This is a genomic window from Herbiconiux liangxiaofengii (genome assembly GCF_041927335.1).
Lineage (GTDB): Bacteria > Actinomycetota > Actinomycetes > Actinomycetales > Microbacteriaceae > Herbiconiux > Herbiconiux liangxiaofengii.
The window spans coordinates 102,200-126,554 of the sequence record NZ_JBHFHD010000005.1; the positions used below are offsets into that span (position 1 = coordinate 102,200).

General features: G+C 69.6%; 24 protein-coding genes. 15 read left to right on the forward strand and 9 right to left on the reverse strand.

The genetic code is table 11. The annotated features are described in order from the left end of the window. The first annotated feature begins 76 nt into the window (after nucleotides 1-76). Complete coding sequence (locus ACEXOR_RS02785; protein ID WP_374847869.1) at nucleotides 77-712, forward strand: hypothetical protein; 636 nt, start codon at nucleotides 77-79, stop codon at nucleotides 710-712. A 29-nt stretch (nucleotides 713-741) separates the two neighbouring features. Here ACEXOR_RS02785 and ACEXOR_RS02790 read toward each other — a convergent pair whose 3' ends face one another. Together ACEXOR_RS02790 and ACEXOR_RS02795 are read right to left on the reverse strand one after the other, a co-directional pair. Next, nucleotides 742-1,323 (reverse strand): hypothetical protein, encoded by a 582-nt coding sequence (locus ACEXOR_RS02790; RefSeq protein ID WP_374847870.1) that lies wholly within the window; start codon nucleotides 1,321-1,323, stop codon nucleotides 742-744. Continuing rightward, nucleotides 1,320-2,165, reverse strand: coding sequence for a hypothetical protein (locus ACEXOR_RS02795; RefSeq protein ID WP_374847871.1), 846 nt, complete (start codon nucleotides 2,163-2,165; stop codon nucleotides 1,320-1,322). Before ACEXOR_RS02795 ends, ACEXOR_RS02790 begins: the two co-directional genes overlap by 4 nt. 159 nt (nucleotides 2,166-2,324) lie before the next feature. Here ACEXOR_RS02795 and ACEXOR_RS02800 point away from each other — a divergent pair, with 159 nt between their 5' ends. Continuing rightward, nucleotides 2,325-2,984 carry a response regulator gene (locus ACEXOR_RS02800; RefSeq protein WP_374847872.1) on the forward strand — a complete coding sequence of 220 codons (660 nt, stop codon included), beginning with the start codon at nucleotides 2,325-2,327 and terminating at the stop codon, nucleotides 2,982-2,984. Further along, a complete protein-coding gene (locus tag ACEXOR_RS02805; RefSeq protein ID WP_374847873.1) occupies nucleotides 2,981-4,084 on the forward strand; it encodes a sensor histidine kinase in 1,104 nt (367 codons plus the stop codon). The genes ACEXOR_RS02800 and ACEXOR_RS02805 overlap by 4 nt, the downstream gene beginning before the upstream one ends. A gap of 4 nt (nucleotides 4,085-4,088) precedes the next feature. On the opposite strand, the gene ACEXOR_RS02810 is transcribed toward ACEXOR_RS02805, so the two are convergent. Next, the gene (locus ACEXOR_RS02810) at nucleotides 4,089-5,027 is read right to left on the reverse strand and encodes a nuclear transport factor 2 family protein (protein WP_374847874.1); all 939 of its coding nucleotides are present in this window, start codon (nucleotides 5,025-5,027) and stop codon (nucleotides 4,089-4,091) included. 228 nt (nucleotides 5,028-5,255) lie between these two features. Between ACEXOR_RS02810 and ACEXOR_RS02815 the strand changes: the two genes are divergently transcribed. Continuing rightward, nucleotides 5,256-5,639 (forward strand): cupin domain-containing protein, encoded by a 384-nt coding sequence (locus tag ACEXOR_RS02815; protein WP_374847875.1) that lies wholly within the window; start codon nucleotides 5,256-5,258, stop codon nucleotides 5,637-5,639. A 9-nt stretch (nucleotides 5,640-5,648) separates the two neighbouring features. Here ACEXOR_RS02815 and ACEXOR_RS02820 read toward each other — a convergent pair whose 3' ends face one another. Together ACEXOR_RS02820 and ACEXOR_RS02825 are read right to left on the reverse strand one after the other, a co-directional pair. Continuing rightward, nucleotides 5,649-6,230, reverse strand: coding sequence for a hypothetical protein (locus ACEXOR_RS02820; RefSeq protein WP_374847876.1), 582 nt, complete (start codon nucleotides 6,228-6,230; stop codon nucleotides 5,649-5,651). Between the two features lie 26 nt (nucleotides 6,231-6,256). After that, nucleotides 6,257-6,442 (reverse strand): hypothetical protein, encoded by a 186-nt coding sequence (locus ACEXOR_RS02825; protein ID WP_374847877.1) that lies wholly within the window; start codon nucleotides 6,440-6,442, stop codon nucleotides 6,257-6,259. Nucleotides 6,443-6,752: 310 nt separating this feature from the next. Between ACEXOR_RS02825 and ACEXOR_RS02830 the strand changes: the two genes are divergently transcribed. After that, the gene (locus ACEXOR_RS02830) at nucleotides 6,753-7,370 is read left to right on the forward strand and encodes an RNA polymerase sigma factor (protein WP_374847878.1); all 618 of its coding nucleotides are present in this window, start codon (nucleotides 6,753-6,755) and stop codon (nucleotides 7,368-7,370) included. A 91-nt stretch (nucleotides 7,371-7,461) separates the two neighbouring features. Here the strand turns inward: ACEXOR_RS02830 and ACEXOR_RS02835 are convergent, their stop codons facing one another. Further along, nucleotides 7,462-8,271, reverse strand: a complete 810-nt coding sequence (locus ACEXOR_RS02835) for a hypothetical protein (protein WP_374847879.1) — start codon at nucleotides 8,269-8,271, stop codon at nucleotides 7,462-7,464. Between the two features lie 50 nt (nucleotides 8,272-8,321). On the opposite strand from ACEXOR_RS02835, the gene ACEXOR_RS02840 reads away from it, so the two are divergent. After that, on the forward strand, nucleotides 8,322-9,095 hold the full coding sequence (locus ACEXOR_RS02840) for a hypothetical protein (protein WP_374847880.1): 774 nt from the start codon (nucleotides 8,322-8,324) through the stop codon (nucleotides 9,093-9,095). A gap of 72 nt (nucleotides 9,096-9,167) precedes the next feature. Here the strand turns inward: ACEXOR_RS02840 and ACEXOR_RS02845 are convergent, their stop codons facing one another. Beyond that, nucleotides 9,168-13,772, reverse strand: coding sequence for a cell wall-binding repeat-containing protein (locus tag ACEXOR_RS02845; protein ID WP_374847881.1), 4,605 nt, complete (start codon nucleotides 13,770-13,772; stop codon nucleotides 9,168-9,170). Between the two features lie 289 nt (nucleotides 13,773-14,061). On the opposite strand from ACEXOR_RS02845, the gene ACEXOR_RS02850 reads away from it, so the two are divergent. The 5 genes from ACEXOR_RS02850 to ACEXOR_RS02870 all read left to right on the forward strand — a co-directional run bounded on the left by ACEXOR_RS02850 (nucleotide 14,062) and on the right by ACEXOR_RS02870 (nucleotide 20,081). Continuing rightward, nucleotides 14,062-15,063: a LacI family DNA-binding transcriptional regulator gene (locus tag ACEXOR_RS02850; RefSeq protein ID WP_374847882.1), complete on the forward strand. Its 1,002-nt coding sequence runs from the start codon at nucleotides 14,062-14,064 to the stop codon at nucleotides 15,061-15,063. 119 nt (nucleotides 15,064-15,182) lie between these two features. After that, complete coding sequence (locus tag ACEXOR_RS02855; protein WP_374847883.1) at nucleotides 15,183-16,433, forward strand: sugar ABC transporter substrate-binding protein; 1,251 nt, start codon at nucleotides 15,183-15,185, stop codon at nucleotides 16,431-16,433. A 30-nt stretch (nucleotides 16,434-16,463) separates the two neighbouring features. Next, a complete protein-coding gene (locus ACEXOR_RS02860; protein WP_374847884.1) occupies nucleotides 16,464-17,453 on the forward strand; it encodes a carbohydrate ABC transporter permease in 990 nt (329 codons plus the stop codon). Further along, complete coding sequence (locus tag ACEXOR_RS02865; protein ID WP_374847885.1) at nucleotides 17,450-18,271, forward strand: carbohydrate ABC transporter permease; 822 nt, start codon at nucleotides 17,450-17,452, stop codon at nucleotides 18,269-18,271. Before ACEXOR_RS02860 ends, ACEXOR_RS02865 begins: the two co-directional genes overlap by 4 nt. A 58-nt stretch (nucleotides 18,272-18,329) precedes the next feature. Then, nucleotides 18,330-20,081, forward strand: coding sequence for an amylo-alpha-1,6-glucosidase (locus ACEXOR_RS02870; protein WP_374847886.1), 1,752 nt, complete (start codon nucleotides 18,330-18,332; stop codon nucleotides 20,079-20,081). A gap of 11 nt (nucleotides 20,082-20,092) precedes the next feature. Here ACEXOR_RS02870 and ACEXOR_RS02875 read toward each other — a convergent pair whose 3' ends face one another. Beyond that, complete coding sequence (locus tag ACEXOR_RS02875; RefSeq protein WP_374847887.1) at nucleotides 20,093-20,659, reverse strand: TetR/AcrR family transcriptional regulator; 567 nt, start codon at nucleotides 20,657-20,659, stop codon at nucleotides 20,093-20,095. 118 nt (nucleotides 20,660-20,777) lie between these two features. Between ACEXOR_RS02875 and ACEXOR_RS02880 the strand changes: the two genes are divergently transcribed. The 3 genes from ACEXOR_RS02880 to ACEXOR_RS02890 all read left to right on the forward strand — a co-directional run bounded on the left by ACEXOR_RS02880 (nucleotide 20,778) and on the right by ACEXOR_RS02890 (nucleotide 22,733). Then, nucleotides 20,778-21,836, forward strand: a complete 1,059-nt coding sequence (locus ACEXOR_RS02880; protein WP_374847888.1) for a zinc-dependent alcohol dehydrogenase — start codon at nucleotides 20,778-20,780, stop codon at nucleotides 21,834-21,836. Beyond that, a complete protein-coding gene (locus ACEXOR_RS02885) occupies nucleotides 21,826-22,428 on the forward strand; it encodes a cysteine hydrolase family protein (RefSeq protein WP_374847889.1) in 603 nt (200 codons plus the stop codon). The genes ACEXOR_RS02880 and ACEXOR_RS02885 overlap by 11 nt, the downstream gene beginning before the upstream one ends. 104 nt (nucleotides 22,429-22,532) lie before the next feature. Further along, on the forward strand, nucleotides 22,533-22,733 hold the full coding sequence (locus tag ACEXOR_RS02890) for a hypothetical protein (RefSeq protein ID WP_374847890.1): 201 nt from the start codon (nucleotides 22,533-22,535) through the stop codon (nucleotides 22,731-22,733). Between the two features lie 25 nt (nucleotides 22,734-22,758). On the opposite strand, the gene ACEXOR_RS02895 is transcribed toward ACEXOR_RS02890, so the two are convergent. Beyond that, nucleotides 22,759-23,040 carry a hypothetical protein gene (locus tag ACEXOR_RS02895; RefSeq protein ID WP_374847891.1) on the reverse strand — a complete coding sequence of 94 codons (282 nt, stop codon included), beginning with the start codon at nucleotides 23,038-23,040 and terminating at the stop codon, nucleotides 22,759-22,761. A gap of 118 nt (nucleotides 23,041-23,158) precedes the next feature. On the opposite strand from ACEXOR_RS02895, the gene rlmC reads away from it, so the two are divergent. Then, nucleotides 23,159-24,328: a 23S rRNA (uracil(747)-C(5))-methyltransferase RlmC gene (gene rlmC, locus ACEXOR_RS02900; RefSeq protein ID WP_374847892.1), complete on the forward strand. Its 1,170-nt coding sequence runs from the start codon at nucleotides 23,159-23,161 to the stop codon at nucleotides 24,326-24,328. Nucleotides 24,329-24,355: the final 27 nt, after the last annotated feature.

The following is a 24,355-nucleotide window of genomic DNA, read 5'->3' on the forward strand; positions in this document are numbered from 1 at the left end:
GCCCCCGGTCGCCCGTGTTCGCCCGAGTTCGCTACCATCGGGGCTGCATCGTACGACGACACGAGAGGGCGCTCCTGTGGATGACGACACCGGCATTCTGATCTTCATGGCGGTCGGGGTGGCGATCCTGCTGCTGATCGTGGTCTTCGGAGTCGTCTCGACGCGTCGCAAGGCCCGAACGAACACACCGAGTTGGACCACCCGGGTCGCTCGGCTCGGGTCGCAGCCGTTTCTCGAATCGTCGGATGTCGACCAGCCCGACGGGCGGCAGTGGGCACTGTTCCAGCAGGCCAACGCTCCCGGCACCGTCATCCGGATACCCGTCGTCGACGACAGCGGCGCGGAGAGCGTCGCCTCGTTCACGGTGGCGCGTACTCAGCGGTCGCTCCGGGAGGGTTGGCCGCAGGCCAAGATCGGCTTCACGGCGTACTTCCGCGAGTTCGAGCAGGCCGAGTTCCCGGTCACCCTCGCGGTGGCCGGGGAGAAGAAGACCACGACCGTCGTGCTCGACGCCACGGGAGCCGTCGCGATGACCGCCGAGCAGAAGGTCGTGTGGCAGTCCGACTGGGAAGGGCTCACCTTTTCGAACGGGCCGGATCTGATCCTGCACGACGGGAAGCAGGCCATCCGCCTCGAATCGGGGGGTTCGGGTCGCAGCCCGCTCGAGGAACTCGTGATCAAGTACGGCCGCCTGAAGCAGATGCACTTCTGAGGGTCGCCGCCCCGGGCGCGACCCGCGTTCTACGTGGTCGCGGCCTTCACGGTGATCGACGGATCCACGTACCCCGCCTGCTCGAGGGCTCCGACGAGTTCGGCGCGGTAGGCGTCGAGGTCGCGGTCGTCGAACACCACCACCGTGGCGAAGACGTAGGCGGCCCGCACCTCGAACTTCTCGTCGACCTCCACTCCGGGGTCGTCGAGCACGTCGAGCCACAGCTGCACGGCCGCGAAGTACCGTTCCGCCCGCTCGGGGTCGTAGCCGTTCCACTCGAGCGTGCCCGAATCCGACCGCGCGGCCTTGTGGCCCAGAACGATCCGAACCGGCATCGCGCCGAGCGGGGAGTCCTGGATGACCGGCAGCGCAGCCTCGATGAACTCGCGGGTCTCGGCGAACGACATCTGGTCGAGGTACGCCTCCATCCTGATTCCGTCGAAGCTCCCCGTGACGCGGACGTTCGACGGCTGCACCTCCAGATCGTGGATGCTCTCGTCCACCTCGGCGCCGAAGACGTTCGACCGATCGTCGGGGGTGTCGTAGCGCTGTGTGCATCCGGAGAGCAGGAGAACGGCGACGACTCCGACTGCCGCCAGCCGGCGCCTCATTCGACCGCTCCGTACAGCGTCGTCAGGGTGTCGTCGCCGACGGTGTTGTACGTCACCGTCAGCGCGGGCCGCAGCACACCTGCGCTCGTGAGGATAGCCATGATCTCCGCGCCCTGCTCGGCGGTGAGGTCGGTGGCGCCCTTCAGCCGGAGTGTGGTGGCGTCGGGATCGAAGTCGACGGACGACCGCGGGCCGACCTCCAGGGTCGAGATCCGATCGAGCGCCACACCCCAGCCATCGGGCAGAGCCGCGCGGCCGGACCGGTTCGTCACCAGCAGGCCGTCGACGACCGCCTGTGTCTGCAACCCCATGAACGACGCCGCATCCTCGCCCAGCGCACCCACCATGGCGTCGAACGACTCGCTCACGCTCGGCCCGGGAGCGCCCGGCTCGCCGGACTGCACATTGAGAACACCATCGCCGGTCTCGTCGAACACGTTGAACCGCACCGCGGTGAATCCGTCGTCGAGAAGACCGGCCCAGACGCGGACGTCGCGCTCGAACCGGTCGTCGTCGTCGTAGACCCTCGTCGTGAACTCGGTGTCCACCTCGCTGTCACCCGGATACACCGCCACGAGTTCGATGTCGCGGGGCCGGTCGTCGCCGAGCCCGTCGAGGATCTCGCGCACGGACAGCGCCGTCGTCACGATCTCCTGCTCGGATGCCGCCGGGTCGACCTGTACATAGTGCTCATACGGTGCCACGAGAACGCCGGGCACCTTCTCGACCTCCAGCATCGCGTCGTACTTCGCATCGCTGTAGCGGTCGTCCGACCCGTCGGCGCTGCAGCCCGTCAGGCCCAGAACGAGCGCGATGACGAGCAACCCCCCAGTTCGACGCATGTCTTCGACCCTAGCGTGCGAGCCCACACCGGTCACGGCGACGACTCGACGCCCCCGCCAGGTGGCGGTACCTGGGCCGGCAGGTGGGGGAGTTCGTCTCCTCCCGGCTTTCTCGCGGCCGGCCCCGACGTACGGTGGGTTCGACGGAAGGGAGCACCGATGATCCGGGTGGTCGTGATCGACGACGAAGCTCTGGTGCGTTCGGGATTCCGGTACATCCTCGACGCGTCGCCCGACATCACCGTGGTCGGCGTGGGTGACGGCCACAGCGCCACCGCCCTCATCGCAGACCTCGAACCCGACGTCGTTCTCCTCGACATCCGGATGCCGGGCCGGAACGGCCTGGAGATCCTCGCCGAACTCACCGCGCAGCCCGGCGGCCCCGCGGTGGCGATGCTGACGACGTTCGACACCGACACCTACATCGCCGAGGCGCTGCGCCGAGGAGCGTCGGGGTACCTCGTGAAGGACACCGACCCCGAGCAGCTCCCGCATTTCGTGCGCAGTCTCGCCGCGGGCGGGGTCGTGATGTCGGCCGAGGCCAGCCGGGTCGTGCTGCACGAGCAGCTCGGCACCGTCAGCGACGAGCTGGCCGAGCAGAAGGTGCTGGGCCTCACCGCGCGGGAACGAGACGTTCTGGTGCTGGTGGCCGGAGGTTCGTCGAACACCGAGATCGGCGCCGCGCTGCACCTGAGCGCCGGCACGATCAAAGACCACGTCAGCACCATCCTGGCGAAATTCGGTGTGGCCACCCGGGTGCAGGCGGCCTTGATCGCCGATCGGGCGGGGCTTCTCCGGCGGGGCGGGCCGGGTCGATGAGAACGCTGCATCGGCTCGGGTCTCAGACGCCTCCGATCGTCGTCGACATCCTGCTCGCCGCGCTGGCGCTCGCCGGTGGCCTCTTGAACTTCTGGCGAACGACCCAGATCGACACCGTTCTCACCGTTGTCGGCGCTGCCGCCCTGCTTCTTCGCCGACGGCTGCCCGTGCCGGTGTTCGTTCTCACGCTGCCGAGCCTGTACATCGGGGCTTCGAGCGTGGCGACCATCATCGCCCTCTACACGGTCGCAGCGCTCACCAGGGGGCGGTCGCGGTGGGGCATCCTGCTCGCCGCGGTGGTCGTGTTCGTGGGCAACACGAGCTTCTGGTTCGAGTGGCTCGGGCTCGCGCAGTCGGTTCCCGACATCATCTACAGCGCGATGGTGGCGGCCGGACCGACCGCCCTCGGCCTCCTGACCCGAACCCGGAACGAACTGGCCAACCGGGTGACCGAGCTCACCGCCCTGCAGGATCAAGAACGGCAGCGCATCACCGACGAAGTACGGGCCGGCGAGCGGGCACAGCTCGCCAGGGAGATGCACGACGTCGTCTCGCACCAGGTGAGTCTGATCGCCGTCGAGGCGGGCGCGCTGCAGGTGAGGACGTCCGATCCCGAGGTGAAGGGGTCGGCTGCCACGATCCGGCTGCTCGCGTCGCGCACGCTGGAGGAGCTGCGCCAGATGGTGTCGGTGCTGCGCGGCCCGGCCGACGGGGGTGTCTCGCTGTCGCCGCAGCCCACCCTGGACAGCGTCGCCGCGCTCGTCGACGAGAGCGGACTGGTCGTCGACCTGGAGCTGGGCCTGCCCGACGATCTGCCCCTCGCCGTGCAGCGCACGCTCTACCACGCGGTGCAGGAGGGGCTGACGAACGCGCGGAAGCACGCCCCCGGGGCCGACGTCCGCGTCAGAGGCTTCGTCGAGCGGCGCGACCTCGTGCTGGCGATCCAGAACTCCGAACCGACTCTTCCTGCACTCGACCTGCCCTCCGCACGGCACGGCCTGGTCGGGCTGGCCGAACGCGCCGCCCTTCACGGAGGCTCCTTCTCGGCGGGGCCCACGGCAGACGGAGGATTCCGGGTGGAGCTCCGTCTGCCCTGGTGACCGGTCAGCCGGCGGTGGGAACCACATCCCAGTGCTCGACGATCTTTCCGTCGGCCACCCGGAAGATGTCGGCCACGGTGAGGGCGCCCTGCTCCCCGGAGCTGCCGGCGAAGGTCCACACCAGATCGCCGTCGGCGAGTGACACCGCCGACTCCATGGGCGGGAAGCCACTCGCGTTGGCCAGGAACTGCTTGAGCACGGCCGTGCCGTTCCCCGCGAGCGGGTTGTGCTGCAGGTAGTCGGGGCTCCAGAGACGGTCGAGCACGGAGGCGTCCTGGTCGCGGAAGAGGGTGTCGTATCCGCCCACGGCGAGCTGACGCTGCTGTTCCTCCTCGGCCTCCGTGCTCGGCACGGCGGGGGAGGAGAAGAGGTCGCTGAACATGCTGTTGCCGCTCGCGGTGGTGCTCGGCACGGTCTGGGAGAACGACCAGAACTGAACGATCCGGCCGCCGTCGAGGCGGAACAGATCGACCTCGGCCTCCCCGCTGAACTCGTCGGATGCCGCGCCGGTGGCCTGCCAGTGCACGGCGACCAGGTCGCCGTCTGCCCCGCTGTGCTTCACCACGGGCTGCGCATTCGGCACGCGGGTGTGGATCGCGGCGAAGCGCTGGAGCAGGGCTTCAGGGCCTGTCTGGTCGGAGCCCGTGGTGGTGGCGGTGGCCGAGACGGACTCCGCGGCGGCGGAGACCGCTGCCGGGTCTGAGGGGTCGGGGAAGCCGGCGGCGAGGAGCTTCAGCACGATGGCCTTGTTCTGCTCCTCCGTGGCGGAATCGGAACGGTCTGGGGTGGCGCTGCTGGTGGCGTCGGTGCCCGTGGCGTCCGTGGTGGTGGTGCCGGTGGTCGCGGCGCTCGTCGCCTGCGTCGCGGCCGACGAGCCGGCGCATCCCGCGAGCGTGCCGACGACGATCGCGCCCATCGCGACGACGACGATCGCCGTGCGCACGGACTCGCTCCTTCGGGCCGGCGCATCCGGCCGGGTGGTTCGGCGTTCGAATCGGTTCACTGTGCTCCTCCATTCACCGGGGCGGCCGAAGAGCCGCTCCTGAAAACCCTCGCCCGAGCCGGCCCGGCCGGGTACCCGGCACCTGGCTGGTCGTCCGGCCACCCGGGGGATCGCGGCGCCGGCATCGTCACCGGTGCGTTCTGTGTCGTCGTCGGCCACGATGGTCACATGACAGTTCTCGCCGGAATCGACGTCGCCTCCGAACTCCGGCAGGTGTCGTCGTATTGGACGCCCCGGGTCGTCGCGCGAGTGAACGACCAGTACGTGAAGGTCGCCAGACTGCTCGGCGAGCTGGTCTGGCACGCACACGACGCGGAGGACGAGATGTTCCTCGTGGTGTCGGGTCGGCTCCGCATCCAGCTCCCCGACGACGTCGAGGTGGTGCTCACGCCGGGGCAGTTCTACGTCGTGCCCCGAGGTGTGCAGCACAACCCCGTGGCCGAGGAGGAGGTGGAGATCGTGCTCATCGAGACGGTCACCACCGCGCACACCGGCGACGTGATCGTGGCGGCCACGGTGCCCGTCGACCAGCAGCTCGGCGACTTCCGCTGACCGGGCGATCTAGAGATCGCGCACCTGGCAACACGCCGTCGCGAACTCGACATCCTCCATTCCCCGTGGAGGAGTCGCGACGCCCACCACCTGGAAGCCTGCGGGCTTATACAGGCGTTCCATGACGACGTCTCGAGCGTCGACGACGAGGAACCGCCCTCCGATGAACTTCCGAGCCTGTTTGATCACGGCGAAGGCCTCGTCGAGGATGATGCTGCCGGGGAGGTCCTCTGAGGTGTAGCGGTCGTCCCGAGCGAGTTCAGCGATGCTGTACGCGCCTGTCTTCGTGTGGCTGAAGATCCCCGTGAGCTTCTTCTTCACCTGTTTGGCGGCTTTCGACAGATCCAACTGCGTCATTCCGATGGTGAAGAATCCTGCGACGTCGATCGAGTCGTTCGTCGGTGTGATCACAACGTAGGTTCGACTGTGGCCGTCGCGTTCGTACGACATCACCTTCGTGCGTGCGAAATCCTGCAGGTGTGACGACCGCTCGCAACAGAATGCGATGAGGCACTCCTCGACCCGCTCGCGAAGCGATTGCCATCTCGGGTCGCGAAGTTCTTCCAGCGCGACCACGTCGTACGGGATCATGCCAGATGCCGGTGCGGCGCGGGTGGTCAGTGACCGCGGTCGGCGCGCACGAGATCCTGAAGTGCAGTCAGCCGGTCGGAACTGGAATCGACGTACCGCGATTCGAAACCGGGGGAGAAGGTGACGGAGTCGTTGCTGTCGAGCATCTCCGCAATCTGTCGCGCGCCGTCTTCAGTCAGCACGTACGTGCCGCCGATTGCTGCACTCGACATTTCTCTCTCCTCACCTCCGTGACTTCAGATCGCCACGTGACCGACTACGACTACCCGGCCGGAATATCCGCAACGGTAACACGCGACGACGACGTCGACGACAGAGAGAACACTGTTTCGCAACCACGTGAGTTTCCACAACGACGGGCGCACAAGTATGACGAAGCGCGGGAGATCGTTGGCGCCGAAAGCCGGTCTGACATCGACGAGGCGTGCCGTGGCCCCTGCTTTGGGGTGGCCGCGGCGCCTGCCCGGCCGGGGGGGTGCCTCCGAATCATGCGGACACATTGATTCGACGTCCGGAGTCCGAATGCCCACCATCACCGCCCCCGTGCTCGGCCGGCATCCCCTCGTCGGCGAGACCGGCCGCCCACCGGTTCCCGCGCTCGATCCCGACTCCGATCGCATGCTCATCGTTCGCGCCGCGGCGGGCGACGATCGCGCCTTCGCCCTGATCGTGCGGCGCTACGAGGGGCTGCTCCGCGGCGTCGCCCGGCGGACCCTCGGCGGCAGCGCCGACGTCGACGACGTGGTTCAGGAGACGTTCCTCGCCGCCTGGACCCACGCCGACAGCGTGATCGACGGCGAATCTATCGCCGGCTGGCTGGTCACCACCGTGCGCCGCCGCAGCTACGACCGGCTCCGGTCCACCGCCCACCGCACCCGCGCCGACCTCGACGACGAACTGCGGGCCCCCGACCACCGCGGTCCGGAGGCCGCTGCCGCGAAGAGCGGTCTGGCCGCCGACGTGCTCCGGGTGCTCGCGCGCATGCCGGAGGCGCATCGACGGTGCTGGGAACTGCGCCAGCTCGACCGGCTGAGCTACACCGAGATCGGCCTCCGGCTCGCGCTGCCCGCCACCACCGTGCGCGGCATCATCGCCCGGGCTCGAGCGCACGTGAGGAGCGAGCTCGAGCACTGGCGCTGAGACCGGTCGCGCCGCCGACAACCGGCCGGGCCCGCCTGAGACGCCGCACAGGCCGAGCCTCGAACCCGCCGAACCCGCCGAACTGAAGCCCTCACCGCGGCATGAACACCGCGACCACCGCGGCGAGCACCCCGGCCACGGCCGCTGCCGCCGCGTAGTACGCGATCACCCGCCGCCGATCCACCGCCCCCGCGTTCGACCGCATCGGCAATGCCACCATCGTGCCGATCCCGGCGTGCGACGTCGCGACCGAGGCGGTCTGAGACCGCAGCGCGTCGATCAGCGCCAGCACCCGGCGCCACACCCTCGCATCCCGCGTGGACAGCGGCTCCGGCGAGTACACGAACAGCCAGCCGGGCGTCGCCTCGAGTGCGAACGCCACCTCGCCGTCGTCCAGCAGCGACAGGATGCGGCCGGTGAGCAGTGCCCGCGCCGCCGACTGCGACCCCGCATCCGTATAGAGCTCGAAGGTGCGATCGCCGTCGCCCACGAGGCTCGGCCCGACGCCTTTCGGGAGGACCGGCAGTGTGGGCAGCGGCCGAAGCCGCGCCGTGCGGCGGGACTGCAGCACGAACGGCGCCACCGGAACGTCGAGCTGCACCGCGATGTAGCCCCATCGCATCCCCACCACGGTGCCGGCGGGCTGCGAGAGGTACGCGCTGGTGCCCACCTCCGTGAGCAGCGGGCCGGGCAGACGCACGAGGTCGGCGGCCGCGCCCATCAGCCGCTCACTGCCATCGGGCTCGTGGAAGACCAGGCCCGGAAGCCGCACCTCGTCGGTGTAGGCGTAGAACTCCCATCCGTTGCGGTGTGCGAAACGTGCCAGGGCATCCGGGGCGCCCGACGTCAGGTCGCCGAAGTCGGGCTCACCCGCGCGCTCGTCTGATCGGTGGTCGGTCATGCGCCCACAGTACCCAGCCGCACTCCTGCGCGACCGGTCATAATCTCTCCATGACGGTGCCCGGGATCCCACCTCTGCCACCCTCGGCCGGTTCCGCGGGCCTTCCCTATCCACTTCCTCCGCGATGGCGGATCGTGGCGGCGAAGCGGGCCCGCCCGTGGCAGGGCGCATTCGGTGCCGCCGTCACCCTCGCCCTCGCGGCGGTCTCGTTCTGGGCGGTCGCCCGGGGTGACCTGGCCGGTGCCGTCATCTGGTCGGTGATGTTCGCCGCGGTGGGCCTGGTGACGGGGGTCGCCTTTGCGCGCTCGGGTGACGAGAGCGGGCTGCCCGCCATGATCAACTCGGTCGCGTTGTCGAAGGCGCGCGTGCGTCCGGTGGACTCATGGGTGCACTTCTTCCGCCGCTCGGGCCCGAGCCGCTGGCAGACGGCACTGTTCACCCTCACGGGTCTCGGGGCATCGGCAGTGCTCGCCTGGGCGAGCGTCCGCGCCCTCGGTGCAGCCCCCTGGGCGCTGATCGTGACGGTGCCGCTGCTCGTCGGCGGCCTCGTCGTGGCGCTCGCCGGATCGATCGCCGTTCTGCTGCGCCGGCGCCACTCGTCGTTCGGTCGCCGCCCGATCGGGCTCTCGCTCGGCCGGCACGGTCTCGTCTACTACTACCTCGGCGACTACCAGAGCCAGGCCTGGCTCATCTACACGGCCGTGCGGTTCTGGCACGAGCATCCGGATGCGCGGAGCGAGTTGAGCACCACGTTCGCCCAGCGCCGCGTGCAGCACTGGCGCGACGCGATGCGGCCCTCCGCCCTGCCGCCGGTCCGGCTGTAGTCGTGGGGCACAGACGGAGCCCCCACCCCCGACCGCCTTCGCGACCGTGGGATGGGGGCTCCGCCCGCCGGATCAGCTCACGGGCCCGCAGGAGGTGAGCTGCTCGACCGCGGTCGACAGGCTCGCCGGGCCGCCGAGCAGGGTGACCCGCGTCGCGCCCAGCTCCTCGATGGCCGTGAGGGTGGCCGCCGGGATGCACGTGCCGGGCACCGCGAACAGCGGCGCATCCGTCAGCGGTGCCAGGGCCGAGCCGGAGAGCGCGTCGGGGAACTTCTCACCGGTGGCCAGGTACACGTGGTCCGCACTCTGTCGGAAGAACGCGTTGATCGACCGCGAGGCCTCGTACCGGTCGGCTCCGCCGAGGCGCACCGTCGAGGCGAGCGCCTTCGCGTCGCTCTCGATGCCGGCCGACACCGAGGCCGGGCCTCCCGCGATCACGATCTCGGTGGCTCCGAGCTTCGTGATCAGCGCCTTCGTCGCCGCGTCGAGCTTCGTCGCGGCGCCGTCGATCAGGATGACCGGGCCCGCTCCGTCGATCGCCGCACCGGCCGACAGCGCATCCGGGTAGTTCAGCCCCGTCGCCAGCACGACGCGCTCGGCCCCATCGGGGAAGGCCGAGTCCGCCACGGCGCGCGAGGCCTCGAAGCGGTCGGCGCCGCCGAGGCGGGTGACGGTGGGTGCCAGGGCCTTCAGCTGGGTGGCCACCGCGGCACTCACCGTCGCCGGCCCGCCCACGATCACGATCCGCTCGGGCGAGAGCCGCTGGATCTCGGACTTCACCGATGCCGGCAGGGTGTCGGCCGTGGTGAGCAGGATGGGGGCCGAATCCGACGTGGCTGCCGGCCCCGCCGACAGGGCGTCGGGGAACACGGCGCCCGAGGCGACGTAGACCGTCGACGCGCCGTCGGGGTAGCCCGCCTTCGACGCGTTCACCGACACCTCGAAGCGATCGGCTCCGGCGATGCGGTCGACCTGGATGGCCGGCTTCACGCCGCTGTCGACGAACGGGGCCACCGAGATGCGGTCGATGTTCGGCGCGTACTTCGAGCGCAGCAACTCCTCGTACTGATCGGAGATGTACGTCACTCCGTCGAAGTTGGGCTGCTCCTCCGAGGTGAACGTGATGGTGTTGTCTCCCTTCTTCAGGGTCACCGGGATCGTGAGATCCCAGAAGTTGTTCTGATGGAAGGAGTGCGGGAAGAGCACGGTCTGCTTCTGGCCGTTCACCGTGATCACCGCGTGCCGCGCGAGCGGGTCGGGGTTGTAGTGCGTGGCGGGGGACTGCTCCTCGTTCGAGTACCGCACGGTCAGGGCGTAGGTGCCGTCGGCATCCGCCTTCACCGAGCTGAACTCGAGCTCGGAGTCGTTGCCCGGGTCTCCGCCGATGGTGCCCACCGCTTCGCCGCCCGAGGCCAGGCTGAGCGGGCGCACGGCCGCAGAACCGGCCAGCGTCGCGTCCTCGGCCTCGTACGAGGTGGGAGCCGGGGTGGCTCCGGCATCTGGTGCGCTCACAGCGAGCCGGTCGAGCACCAGGTCGCCGGATGCGCCGGTCACCTCGATCTTGTTCACGCCGCCCGAGAGGAACACGGTGGCGTCGGCGCTGTCGGAGATCGCGCCCACCTCGGTGTCGTTGACCGTGATGGTGCCCTCCCCGCCGCCGAACGTGGCGAACGACAGCACCGAAGGAGCGTCGTTCTTCGAGTAGACCCAGAAGGTGGCGTCGGCGCCCGGCTTCAGGCCGACCGTGCCCGACCCGGAGACTCCGGCGCGGTCGTAGTCGGTGACGGCGTCGGCCGACAGGGTGGCGTTCTCGGCCTCGTAGATCGACACCGGGTTCGCCTGGGGCAGCGACAGCTCGATCTTGTCGAGGATGGCGTCGCCCTTCGTGCCCTTCGTTCCGTCGAGGCTCTTCGCCGAGACGGAGATGGTGTGCGCCCCCGCGGTCAGGTTCACCGTGGTGTCGGCGTGATCCCAGACCACCCACTTGTACCCGAGCGGCAGGTAGACCTCCTGTTCTGCGCCGCCGTCGACGGTGACGAACACGTTGATCGGCCCCTGGTCGGCGTTCAGCCCGTACGTGTTGAGCGAGCTCGCGAACAGGCTGAGGTCGTAGGTGCCGTCGGAGGGAGCGGTGACGGCGAAGTCGAGCTTCACATCCGATCCCGTGCGCAGTCCGCCCACGTCGTAGTTGCCGGAGGTGTAGAAGCCGCCCACGTTGCCGGGGGTGCCTTCCGGGCCGTTGACCGAGTACCCGGAGCCCGTGTGCGCGGCACTCTCAGCTTCGTACTTGGCGCGCCAGATCTCGGAGGGCTGTGCCGGCGAGGTGGTGTCGACCCCGGGGGTCAGCACGATCTCATAGGCGGAGTCGGCGTCGAGCTGGGGGAGCTCGTCGCCGAAGCCCAGCCGCACCGAGCCGTCGTCCACGGCCGCGTCGTACTCCTTGACCACCTTCGGCTCGCTGGAGTCGCCGAGCTGGCCGGTCCAGCGGATCTCGCGCACCTGCACGTGGACGCTGGAACCGAACACGTCCGCCGGCACCTCGTCGAAGTACACCGACTGGTCGCCGGCCGAGCCGCCGATCAGGGCCTGGGCCCGCTTCTTGGCGGTGTCGAGGGTGGCGACGCCCTGCAACGTGTAGCTCTGGTTCGGCGACGGCGGGTTCACGGTGACCGTGTCGCCGGTCATCTGGCCGTAGGAGTTCAGCAGCCACCACTGGCCGTTGCCGCGGTTGGCCTGCACGGCCGAGTCGCTGAGGTTGCCGTCGATGTTCCAGTACGCGATGTCGCCGTCGACCTTCTTGTCCTCCAGCGCCGAGACCCACTGGATCATCTGCCCGGGAACGGAGGTGTGGTAGTTGAAGGCGTACTCGTTCAGGTTGATCGGAAGGTGCGTGCCGGCTCGCGGGGTGCCCGCGAACAGCTCGTCCTCCCAGCCGCGGTAGCGGTCGACGTTGCGGCGGATGGACGCCGGGTCGCTCAGCTCGTGCCAGGTGATGACATCCGGAACCGTGTTCGCGGCCAGGCTGTGCTGCATGAACCCGCGCACCTGGTCGAACAGCACGCTCGTGTTCGGGCCGGCGATGCGCGCCTCCGGCATCTTCCCCTTGATCAGCGCGTACACCTCGTCCCAGGCCTTGAAGAACTGTGTCGGGTCGTCGAGCCAGCTCACGCCGTAGAAGTTCTCGCCGCCGGCACCGAACATGTTGCCCTCGGGCTCGTTGAACGGCACGAAAACGATGTTGTCCTGGTACTCGGCGGGCAGGGTGAGCACCTGGTCGACCTGGGTGGCGATCTTGGCCGTGAAGTCGGCCATCTTCTCGTCGCCGGTGGTGCCCGGCACCCGGTAGGGGAAGCCGCGGTAGATGTCGGTCATGTAGATGTACACGTCGCCGTTCGAGCTGTCGGCGACCGGCTTCACGATCTCGAGTGCGTCGGCTCCGGGATGCTGCGGCCCGTCCTGTGCCTTGGTGGCCACGGTGCGCAGCTTCATGCCCTCGAGCAGGTTGTTCGAGGGGACGCCAGGTCCGTACACGCCGTAGAGGGTGCCGGAGGCTCCGCCCATGAAGGCTCCGGTGTCGGAGCCGAGATCGATGGAGAGTTCGCCCGCTTCCACCACCTTCACGGTCGCGGTGACGGCGGTGTCGGTTCCGTCGACGACCCCGTCGACGGTGAACGTCTTGCCCCGGGTGTCGTACGCCGTGGCGGGAACGTCGTCCCAGGTGACGGGGGCGGTGCGCTCGATGCCGTCGCTGTACACGGCCTTCACGCCGGGCAGTACCGGGGCGACCCCCACGCCGGTGGTCGCGTCGACCGAGGTCTGGGTGACCGACGTCACCACCGGCACGGCCGACCCGGCCAGGGTCTGCACCTGCTCGGCACTGAGCGCCTGGTCGTACACTTGGAAGTCGTCGACCACGCCGTCGTAGAACGGATGCACGGTCCAGAACGGCCGGCCGATGTAGCCGCTGTTCGCGGCCGACGAAGGGGCGAGCGTCGCGGCGATGTCGATCGGCGCGGCGGCGCGCGCCACCTCGAGGCCGTTGAGGTACGACACGATCGTGGTGCCGTCGAGCACGGTGGTGACGTTCACCCAGGTGCCGGACGACAGGGCCGCGGCGGCGGCGGCATCTGCCTGCCCCCCACCGGTGAGCTGTTTCACCGAGGCGACGGCGTTGTTGTCGGCGTCGGTGAACTTCGGGGTGAAGAAGACCGAGTTGTCGGAGTTCGCGCCGAGACCGTACAGCCACTGGAACCCGTCGGTGCCCGACCACTTCGTCCAGGTCGAGATGGTCACGGCGTCCAGCCCGCTGAACAGGCCCTTGGGCACCGTGACGAAGGGCGCGGTGGTGGAGCCGGCGGCGCCGCCGGTGAGGTCGAGGCCGGTGGTTCCGGGTGTGCGACCCTCCACCAGCGACTGCGGCGTCACGTTGCTGATGGAGCCGTCGAGCCCCCGACCGGACTGGTCGGCGACGGTCGACCCGCTGACGTTCGCGGCCTCGAAGTCGTAGTCGAGGATGAGCGCGTCGTCGGGCACGGGTGCGGCGGCGGGGGCGGCCGGCGCGGCGGTGGCGGCGGGCGCGATGCCTGCCAGCGTGCCGATGGCGAGGGCGGCGATTGCCGCGCTCGCGATCAGTGGTGTTCGGCGTGGCCGCCCTGAGGGCAAGCGGGGGTGTTCCACGGGGGATCCTCTCGTCGGTGTCGGATGCGGCGCCGCCGAGGTGCGGGCTCCGCGTGCGGAGACCGAGGGTGGATGCGCCGTTGCACCTGATCCGATGACCGTTCATCGAACCGGTTCGACGAGTGTAAACACAGGAAACTCGCCAGGGCAAGGGCGACTTCGCGGCGTGGCCAGGCCGAAGCGGGCGCATACCGGGGCGTTCGACGACATTCGTACTTGCGCGAACGCGGAATGTGCGTCTATTTTGATCGAACCGGTTCGAAGCAGACCGGCCCAGACGAGGAGCACCGTGGCCACCATCGGAGACGTAGCGCGCGAAGCAGGCGTGTCTCGGAGCACCGTCTCCTACGCCCTGTCGGGCAAACGCACCATCTCCCGCGAGACCCAGGAGCGCATCGAGGCGGCCATCCACCGTCTCGGCTTCACCGTGAATGCCGGAGCGCGTGCGCTCGCCACCTCGGAGACGATGGTGCTCGGGCTCTTCCTCCAGTTCCACGACGACGAGTTCGCGCCCGCCATGCTGCAGTACATCTACTCCGTCTCCGAGGCCGCTCGGGATGCCGGCTACGACATCCTGATGGTCACCGATTCCGACGGGCCCGCGGCTGTGCGCCGGGTCACGTCGTCGAACATGGTCGACGGCGTGCTGCTGTTGGACGTTACCCACGACGACCCCCGACTGTCGATCCTCCGCGACGCCCGGCAGCCGGGCGCCCTGGTGGGCCTCCCGCGCGACACGGAGGGTGTCGACGTGTTCGACCTCGACTTCGGGGAGTCGGCGCGGATGCTGGTCGACCACCTCTACGGGCTCGGCCATCGCGAGGTCATCCTGCTCTCGCCGCCGCGGCACGTCTTCGAGCGCGGGGGTGCCTACGGGTGGCGATTCCGCGACGCGGCGATGGAGCGTGCGACTCGGTACGGCATGACGCTGTACTCCTACTACGGCGAGTCGCAGCAACCCGCGATCGACCGGAGCATGAACGCCATCTTCGACGCCCGGCCCACGGCCACCGGCTTGATCGTGCACAACGACGCGTCCATCGCGGCGCTGCCGCGCATCCTGCAGGAACGGGGCACGGCGGTGCCCGACGACCTCTCGGTCGTGAGCCTGTTCCCCCGAGATTTCGGGCGGAGCTTCCGACTGCCGTACACGGCGGTGGAGACCTCGCCCGATCTGCTGGCCCGCGAAGCGGTGCAGCACCTGGTTCGGCGCATCATCGACTCGGACTACGCTCCGCCCGTCGTGAAGTTCATCGAACCCGAACTGACGATCCGGGGGAGCACGGCCTGAGAGACGGGCTCACCCGGCCCCTTTTTTTGCCCGACCATCGAACCGGTTCGACTTACCGAGGCAGTCCCCGAACACCGCACCACCCGAACACCCGAAACGACCATTCAGAGAGGAATATCGTGATCACATCCAAGAGGGGTCGCGCCGCGGGCGCCCTGGCCCTCACCGCTGTCGTCGGAGTCGTCCTGGCCGGCTGCTCCACCCCCGGCGCCTCCACCAGCACCGACTCCGCCACCGGCGGGGAGTTCACCTTCTGGGACCCGTACCCCCAGTACGACGAGACCAGCGAGTGGGCGAAGGTCATCGACTCCTGCGCCGCCGACGCCGGAGCCACCATCACCCGAACCGCCTACGACACCAGCGACCTCACCAGCAAGGCGCTGCTCGCCGGCCAGCAGGGCAACTCGCCCGACATCCTGCTCGTCGACAACCCCGTCATCTCCACCCTGGCCGAAGCCGGCATCCTCACCTCGTCCGACGAGACGGGGCTCGATGTGTCGAGCTTCGCCGAGAACCTCATCTCGGCGGGTCAGGTCGACGGCACCACCTACGGGGTTCCGGTCGGGGCCAACACCCTGGCGCTGTACTACAACCCCGAGGTGCTGAAGGCCGCCGGCGTCGACATCTCGTCGGTGAAGGACTGGTCCTCGCTCACCGCCGCGCTCGAGAAGGTGACCGCCTCGGGCAAGAAGGGCATCACCTTCTCCGGCATCGGCACCGAGGAGGGCAGCTTCCAGTTCCTGCCCTGGTTCTGGGGATCGGGAGCCGAGCTCACCGAGCTCGACTCCACCGAGGCGCAGTCGGCCGTGCAGCTGTGGACCGACTGGGTGCAGAAGGGCTACGCCCCCAACTCGGTGATCAACAACACGCAGACCACCAGCTGGGAGGAGTTCCTCACCGGTGACTTCGCGTTCTCCGAGAACGGCACCTGGCAGAAGGCCAGCGCCAAGGAGGCCGGCTACGACGTCATCCCCATCCCGGCGGCCGACGGCGGAGCGGCCTCGGCGCCGACGGGAGGCGAGTTCCTGAGCATCCCCGTGCAGAAGGACTCCGCTCGCTACGCGACCTCGGCGAAGATCGTGTCCTGCCTCACCGACACCGACAACCTGGTGAACACCGACAACTCGCTGAACTACATCGCCCCCACCGAGGCGGCCCAGAAGGCGCAGCTGGCTGCCGACCCCACCCTGGAGCCCTGGGTGGAGGCCGTGTCCGCGGCGAAGGGCCGCACCGGCGACAACCTCGGAACGAACTACCCGATCATCTCGGAGCAGCTCTGGACCGCGGTGCAGGCGTCGCTCACCGGATCGCAGTCGCCCGCCGACGCGCTGAAGGCCGCCCAGGAGTCCGCTGCCGCGGGCGTGAAGTAACACCGGAACATCGAACGAGAGAAGACAACCATGACAGCGACCGAGACGCGTTCTGGGTCGGCTGAGCGTGGTCGCGGTCACGGGGTGGCGGGCGAGGAACCCGCCACCCCGGTGGCCGGGGCCGCTCCGCGCCGCCGTCGGCTGAAGGGCCACTGGGCCGGGTGGGCGTTCGCGGCTCCGGTCGTGATCTACCTGCTCGTCTTCTACGCCTATCCGCTCTACCGCAACCTCGAACTGAGCTTCCGCGACTACACGGTGCGCTCGTTCATCGACGGCTCGGCGCCGTTCGTGGGGTTCGACAACTACATCTCGGTGATCTCCGACGCCACCTTCGCGCCGGCGCTGCTGAACACCGCCGTCTTCACGGTGGTGTCGATCATCTTCCAGTACTCCTTCGGGCTCGCGCTGGCGGTGTTCTTCTTCCGCCGGTTCCCGCTGTCGGGCACCCTGCGCGCCCTCTTCCTGGTGCCGTGGCTGCTGCCGTTGCTCGTGTCGGCGTCGACCTGGTCGTGGATGCTCAACAGCGACTCCGGCGTGGTCAACTCCTTCCTGGAGGCATTCGGCATCGGGCAGATCAACTGGCTCACCTCGCCCCAGTTCTCGCTCGTCGCGGTGATCCTCGCGAACATCTGGATCGGCATCCCGTTCAACCTCGTCATCCTCTACAGCGGGTTGCAGAGCATTCCCGAGGAGGTCTACGAGGCCGCCTCGATCGACGGCGCCAACGGCTGGCAGAAGTTCTGGCGAATCACCTTCCCGCTGCTGCGCCCGGTCTCCGCGATCACGGTGCTGCTCGGCCTGGTGTACACGCTCAAGGTGTTCGACATCATCTGGATCATGACCAAGGGCGGCCCCGGCTCCTCGTCGACCACGTTCGCCATCTGGTCGTACCGACTGGGCTTCGGCTCGGCCCTGCCCGACCTGTCGCCGGCCGCCGCGGTGGGCAACCTGCTCATCGTGATCGCCCTGATCTTCGGCTTCATCTACATCCGAGCCCAGCGTCGATTGGATCCCTCATGACCCCCGTGCGCCGCCGCTGGTTCGACACCGCCATCGGGCTGGTGCTCACCGGCGTCATGCTCTTCCCGATCTACTGGATGATCAACGTCTCGCTCACCAAGTCGGGTGCGATGCGCCAGGACCCGCCGAGCCTGTTCCCGTTCGACCCCACCTTCGAGGGCTACGAGGCGGTGCTGTCGCAGCAGCTGCCCTTCCTGGGCACCAGCTTCATCATCGGCATCGGAACCGTGGTGCTCACCGTGGTGCTCTCGGCTCCGGCGGCCTTCGCGCTCGCGAAGCTCCGCATCCCGGGTGGCGGTGCACTGAGCTTCGTGCTGCTGGTGGCGCAGATGATCCCCGGCATCATCATGGCCATGGGGTTCTATGCCATCTATCTGAACCTCGGCATCATGAACACCATCCCCGGCCTCATCCTGGCCGACTCCACGCTGGCGGTGCCGTTCGGGGTGCTCATCTTCACGGCGTTCATGGCCGGCATCCCGAACGAGCTGCTGAACGCGGCGAAGATCGACGGCGCGAGCAACTGGCGCACGTTCCGGTCGATCGTGCTGCCGGTGAGCCGCAACTCCATCGTGACGGTGTCGCTGTTCGCCTTCCTGTGGTCGTGGTCGGACTTCCTGTTCGCCTCGACGCTCGACGGCGGCGGCAAGCTGCAGCCGATCACCATGGGCATCTACCGCTACATCGGCAACAACAACCAGGAGTGGAACGCCATCATGGCCACCGCCGTGGTCGCCTCGATCCCGGCCGCCGTGCTGCTCATCGTGGCCCAGCGCTACGTGGCCGCCGGTGTGACGGCCGGAGCGGTGAAGGACTGACCATCGTGCTCCCCACCTGGTGCCGCTTCGCCCTCTGCTCGTCTTCCGAAAGGACCCCGTGACCACCCCGTCTCCGCAATCGCCCTCATCGCCCTCGGCACTCCGCTTCGACGTGCGGCAGATCCCGTTCAGTCGCCGCGGGTCGTGGCTCGACATCTCTCCCGTCGTGGGGCTGCACGAGGCGCGCGAAGCGCTCCACCTGGTGTCGCACCAGACCGGCATGAACGCCGTGTTCGCGTTCGCGCCGGTCCCCGTCAGGGGCGTTGTCGAGGGTCCGGCCTCGGGCGGGGTCGAGGTGGTCGCGGGCCCGGCGGTGCTCAGCTGGGTGGCGGCCGACGGCGGGCGCGTCGATGCCGTGTTCGAGTCGGGCAGCGCCATCCGGATGCGCGGTCGCGGGCTCGGACTCCGGATCGCCGATGCGACCCCCGAACTCACCCCCTTCACGGGCACCTACTTCTTCCGCGATCCGGTGGACGGGTCGGCGGTGTTCACGTCGTACGAGACCGGCCGTCGCTACCGCATCACGAGCCTCGCCGGCGCGCTGGAGCTGCACGGCGCGGAAGCCCTCGGCGCGAGCGAGCGAGCAGTGGTGGCGGCCGGGCCGGAGTGGGAGATCGCGATCGAGGAGTTCGAGACCGCACGAGCGCCTTACCGGGCGGCGCGCGGCTTCGACGACGTCGTCGCCTCGGCGGCGGCGGAGTTCGACGACTACGTCGAGCGCATCGCCGGCTGGCGCACGGAGGACTCGCCCGCGGTGGTGGCCGCGGCCTACGTGCTCTGGTCGGCGACTGTCGCGCCGGCAGGGTTCCTGCGACGCGAATCGGTCTTCATGTCGAAGCACTGGATGGACAAGGTGTGGAGCTGGGACCACTGCTTCAACGCGCTCGCCCTGGCGCCGGGGCTGCCCGCCGAGGCGCTCGACCAGTTCCGGATCGTGTTCGACTTCCAGGACGACAGCGGAGCGCTGCCCGACTCGGTGACGCACTCCGAGGTGCTCTACAACTTCGTCAAGCCGCCCATCCACGGCTGGGCCCTGCAGAAGCTCCGGGCCGTGCTGGCCGAGCCTCTCGATCCGGCCGCGTTGGGTGAGATCTACGACGCGCTCGTGCGCTGGACGGAGTTCTGGCTGGAGCGCCGCCGCGTGCCCGGCCATGCGCTCGCGCACTACCAGCACGGCAACGACAGCGGGTGGGACAACTCCACCACCTTCGACCACGACCGGCTGACCGAGGCGCCCGACCTCGCCGCCTTCCTGGTGGTGCAGTTCTCGGTGCTCGCCGGGCTCGCCGACGAACTCGGCCGCGCGGGCGAGGCCGATCGCTGGCGCCGGGAGGAGAGCGCCATGCTGGTGGCGCTGGGGGAGCTGTGGGATGGCGACACCTACATCGCGCGGGCGGCGGTGAGCGGGCGCGCCAGCAAGAAGACCTCGCTGCTCAACTCTCTGCCGATCGTGGCGGCCGGCCACCTCCCGGAGTCGCAGACGGCGGCCCTCGCGCGCCGGATCGAACGGCACCTCACCGAGTTCGGGCCGGCCACCCAGCTCGTCGACACCCCGGAGTACGCCGACGACGGCTACTGGCGGGGGCCCATCTGGGCGCCGTCGACAGCTATCGTCGAAGACGGACTCCGTCGGGCCGGCGCGGTGCAACTCGCCGACACGATCAGCGCACGGTTCCGCCGCCTCTGCGAGCAATCGGGGTTCGCCGAGAACTTCGACGCGCTGACCGGCGAGGGCCTCCGCGACCGTGCCTACACCTGGACCGCCAGCGTCTACCTCACCCTCGCCCGCGAGGCCGCGTCCCGCGCCTGACCGACGAGACGTCAGGGCCGGTACGGTGCCAATACCGCGGCCGCCGAGTCGCGGAGCACCCGGCGGACCGTGGCGGAATCGACTCCCGCGAGAGACGGATCGACGCCCGCCACCATGAGGCCGCCTCCGGCTGCGGCGAGGGCGACCCGCGCCTCGGGGGACGGTTGATCGCCGATCAGCACCCGGTCGAAGCGCGTCGTCGCCGACAGGTAGCGGGCGTCGCCGCGCAGGAGGCGCGCCATCTCCGGATCCCGTTGCAGCGCCGCAGCGAACTCCCGGTGCTCCAGCACCAGTTCCACCAGTCCGTCGAGCATCGCGTCGAAGCGTCCGGCCGGGGTGGTCAAGCTCTCGGCGTAGGTGACCGCCGACGTCATCCGGTCCAGGGCCGGAGTCGCCACCGCCAGCACGATCGCGTCCTTCGACGCGAACTGGTGGTAGACGGCCGCCTTGGTGACGCCGAGGGCGTCGGCGATCATCTGCAGTGACGTGCCGTTCACCCCGTGCTGGGCGAACAGGCTCAGCGCCGCGTCGAGAAGTCGCCGGCGGCTCTCACCGCGTCGCCCCGGGGGCCTGCCCATCCGTCGTCCTCCTCTCCCGAGATCCTATGTGCGATCGACGCGGCCGCGATTGACCCAAAGTAGCCGATCGGCTAGCTTAACGACAGCCGACCCGAGACGGCCTCGAAGGAGACATGCGATGACCGAGACGAGCGGCGGGTCCCCCCGCCCGACCACCATGCGACGGGCCACCGTGACCGCCCCCGGCGAGGTGAGCGTGCTGCAGACCCGTGTTCCCGAGGTGGGTCCGCAGGATGTGCTGGTGAAGGTGCGAGCCTGCGGCATCTGCGGCTCCGACACCTTCTACATCTCCCTCGGTGGCATCCCGCCGCGGCAGGGCGACACCCCTCTCGGCCACGAGCCGGCCGGCGAGGTGGTGGCCGTGGGGGCCGAGGTGGCGGGGATCGCGGTGGGCGCTCACGTGGTGATCAACCCGATGGCCGCCCCATCCGGAATCATCGGCAACGGGGGATCGACCGGGGCCCTGGCCGACTACCTGCTGATCGAGAACGCCGAAGTCGGCCGGAGCCTGGCCGTGGTGCCCGACCACATCCCGTTCGAGGTCGCCGCCCTGAACGAGCCGATGGCGGTGGCCCGGCACGCCGTGAACCGCGTGAACCCGAAGCCCGGCGACCGGGTGGTGGTCTTCGGGGCCGGCCCGATCGGCCTGGGGGCGGCCATCGGCTTCAAGGCGGCCGGGGTCGAGAGCGTGGTGGTGGTCGACATCGTGCCCTCGCGGCTGGAGAAGGCCCTGCTCGTGGGCGCCGACGGGGTGATCGACTTGGCCGAAGAAGACGTGGTGGCCCGGCTGATCGAGCTGCAGGGTGCCGCACCCTCTCGTCGCGGCGAGGCCAAGCCCGCCACCGACATCTATCTGGATGCCGCCGGGGCCCCGGCGGTGATCGCCACCGCGCTCGGTGCCGCGAAACACGGCGCGACCCTCGGCGTGGTGGCCGTGCACAAGAAGCCCGTCGAGGTCGACTTCGGTGCCATCCTCGGGGCGGAGCTCACCATCGTCACCGCGATGGGGTACCCGCACGAGATCTTCGAGGTCACCGACGACATCGTGGCGAACTGGGAGACCTACCAGCACATCATCAGCGACCGCTTCGCCTTCGACGACGTGGAGACGGCCCTCGTGATGGCGGGCACGCCCCGTGCCGCCGACAAGGTGATGGTGACCTTCGATGGCGAGTGATGCAGCGGCGGCCCCAGGCGGAGGTGGTGCCACGGGGTCCGGACTCGAGCTCGACGACCGGGTTGCCCTCGTGGTCGTCGACCTGCAGGCCGGTACCACCGGGCAGCCGACGGCCCACCCGGTCGACGAGGTGATCGCCCACTCCGTCGAGCTGCTCGAGGCCTTCCGCGGCCACGACCTCACGGTGGTGCTCTCGGCCGTCGACGGAACCCCGGGCGGGCGCACCGCGTACGGCAGCGGCGGCCGGGAGTTCCCGCCCGGTTTCGGTGCGCTCCGACCCGAGCTCGACCGACGGCCCACCGATCTCGCGGTCATCCGCCGCACCTGGAGCGCCTTCGCCGGCACCGACCTCGATCACCGGCTGCGCGAGCGCGGCATCACCCAGGTGGTGCTGGCCGGGTTGGCCACGAGCTTCGGGGTGGAGTCGACCGCCCGGCAGGCCTACGACCTCGGCTACGGCGTGGTGCTGGCGGTCGACGCCATGACCGACCCGAGGCGGTCGAGCCACGACGCCTCCGTCGGCGGGGTGTTCCCGGCGCTCGGGCAGGTCGCCACCGCGGCCGAGATCGTGGGCCGGCTCGGAGGCCGCTGACCACCGCGGCCCGCGAATATACTTGCCGCACGTCAACCAGGTCGCATCCGGAGGCCATCACGAACGCCAACAGTCTCACCCACCGCTTCCTCGCCTGGCTCATCGTGGCCATGCTCGGAGCGCTCGGGGTGCTCGCCTCGCTCGTGTTCCTCTACACCGCGCGCGATGACGTCACCCGCGGTGTGCTCGACACCACCCTCGCGCTCGGCGGGGTCGCCCTCGCCGTGGGCGTGGCCCTGTGCGTGCTCACCGCCCGCCGCCTGAGCGCGGCCAACCGCGGCACGCGGCGCATCCCACCCCGCTGAGCGACAGAGCGCCGGAGGGCCTCACTCAGGCCAGAGCGCGCCCGAGCAGCTCCGTCAGGCTCGCGGCGTCGAGGCGCGTCACGCGACCGTCGTGCCGGTACGCGCGCCAGGTGCCGTCGAGCTCGTGCACCGTGAACAGCGTGGTGGTGCTGTAACGGGTCACGCGCGAGAGGATCCACGTGCGAGGCCGCAGCGCCTCGAGCGTGAACCGCTCGTCGTCGTGCACGAAGTCGATCCGGCCCTCGGCGGGCGCGGTCGAGGGGAGAGCGGAGGTGTCGACGGTCGGGTTGTCCTGCAACATGTCCATGCGCCCGAATCTACGCTCCCCAGCCCAACGGAACCTTAACGTCACACGAGGAGCGGGTGCCCGGCCGGGGGCCCGCGAGCGACCGGCCCGGCCCAGCCGCCGCCTAGACTGGCTCGCCATGCAGTGCTCCTACTTCGACGCCGGCGTGTGCCGTTCCTGCACGCTGCTCGATCAGCCCTACGAGCAGCAGCTCTCAGGCAAAGAGGCACGCACCCGCGAGCTCCTCGCCGCGTTCCCGGATGCCCGGTGGCTGCCCGCCGCCACCAGTGCCCAGTCGGGGTTCCGCAACAAGGCCAAGATGGTCGTCGGCGGCACCGTCGAGGTGCCGACGCTCGGCATCCTCGACGGTGCGCAGCGGGGCGTCGACCTCACGGGCTGCCCGCTGCCGCTCGACGGCATCCGGGATGCGATGCCCGCGCTCGCCGCCTTCGTCACGCGTGCGCGGCTGCAGCCGTACTCGGTTCCCGAGCGCCGAGGCGAGCTGAAGTACGTGCTCGTCACCGAGTCGCCCGACGGTGAACTGATGCTGCGGTTCGTGCTGCGCAGCGACGAGGGTGTGCACCGCATCCGGCGCGAGCTCGCCTGGCTGCAGCGGCAGCTGCCGGCCGCCGTGGTGGTGTCGGTGAACCTGCAGCCCGAGCACAAGGCGATCGTGGAGGGCGAGCGCGAGATCGTGCTCACCGATCGCGAGACGCTGTCGATGCGGTTGCCGGCGGTCGCGCTCGACCTGCGGCCACAGAGCTTCTTCCAGACCAACACGGCCATCGCGGTGGGGCTCTACGCCCAGGCGCGCGAATGGATCGACGAGGTCGACCCGGCCTCGCTCTGGGATCTGTACTGCGGCGTGGGCGGGTTCGCCCTGCACGCCGCAGGGCCCGGTCGCGGCACGTCGACGGATGTCGGCCCGTCGACCGTCCGCCCACGCGACGTGGTGGGCATCGAGGTGAGCGCCGAGGCGGTCGCGAGCGCCCGCCAGACCGCGGCCGCCCTCGGGCTCGACACCGTGCGCTTCGAGACCGCCGACGCCACGGCCTTCGCGCTCGCCGCTCCCGAACCGCCCGAGCTCGTGCTGGTGAACCCGCCCCGCCGCGGCATCGGGCCCGCTCTGGCGGGCTGGCTCGAGAGCTCGGGAGTGCGCCACGTCGTCTACTCCAGCTGCAACCCGGTGACCCTCGCCACCGACCTCGCCGCGATGCCCTCCTTCACGGTGCGCCGCGCACGCCTGTTCGACATGTTCCCGAACACCGGGCACGTCGAGGTCATCACCCTGCTCGAACGCGTCCTCTGACTCGAGCCGGGCAGGATGTCGGGCCCG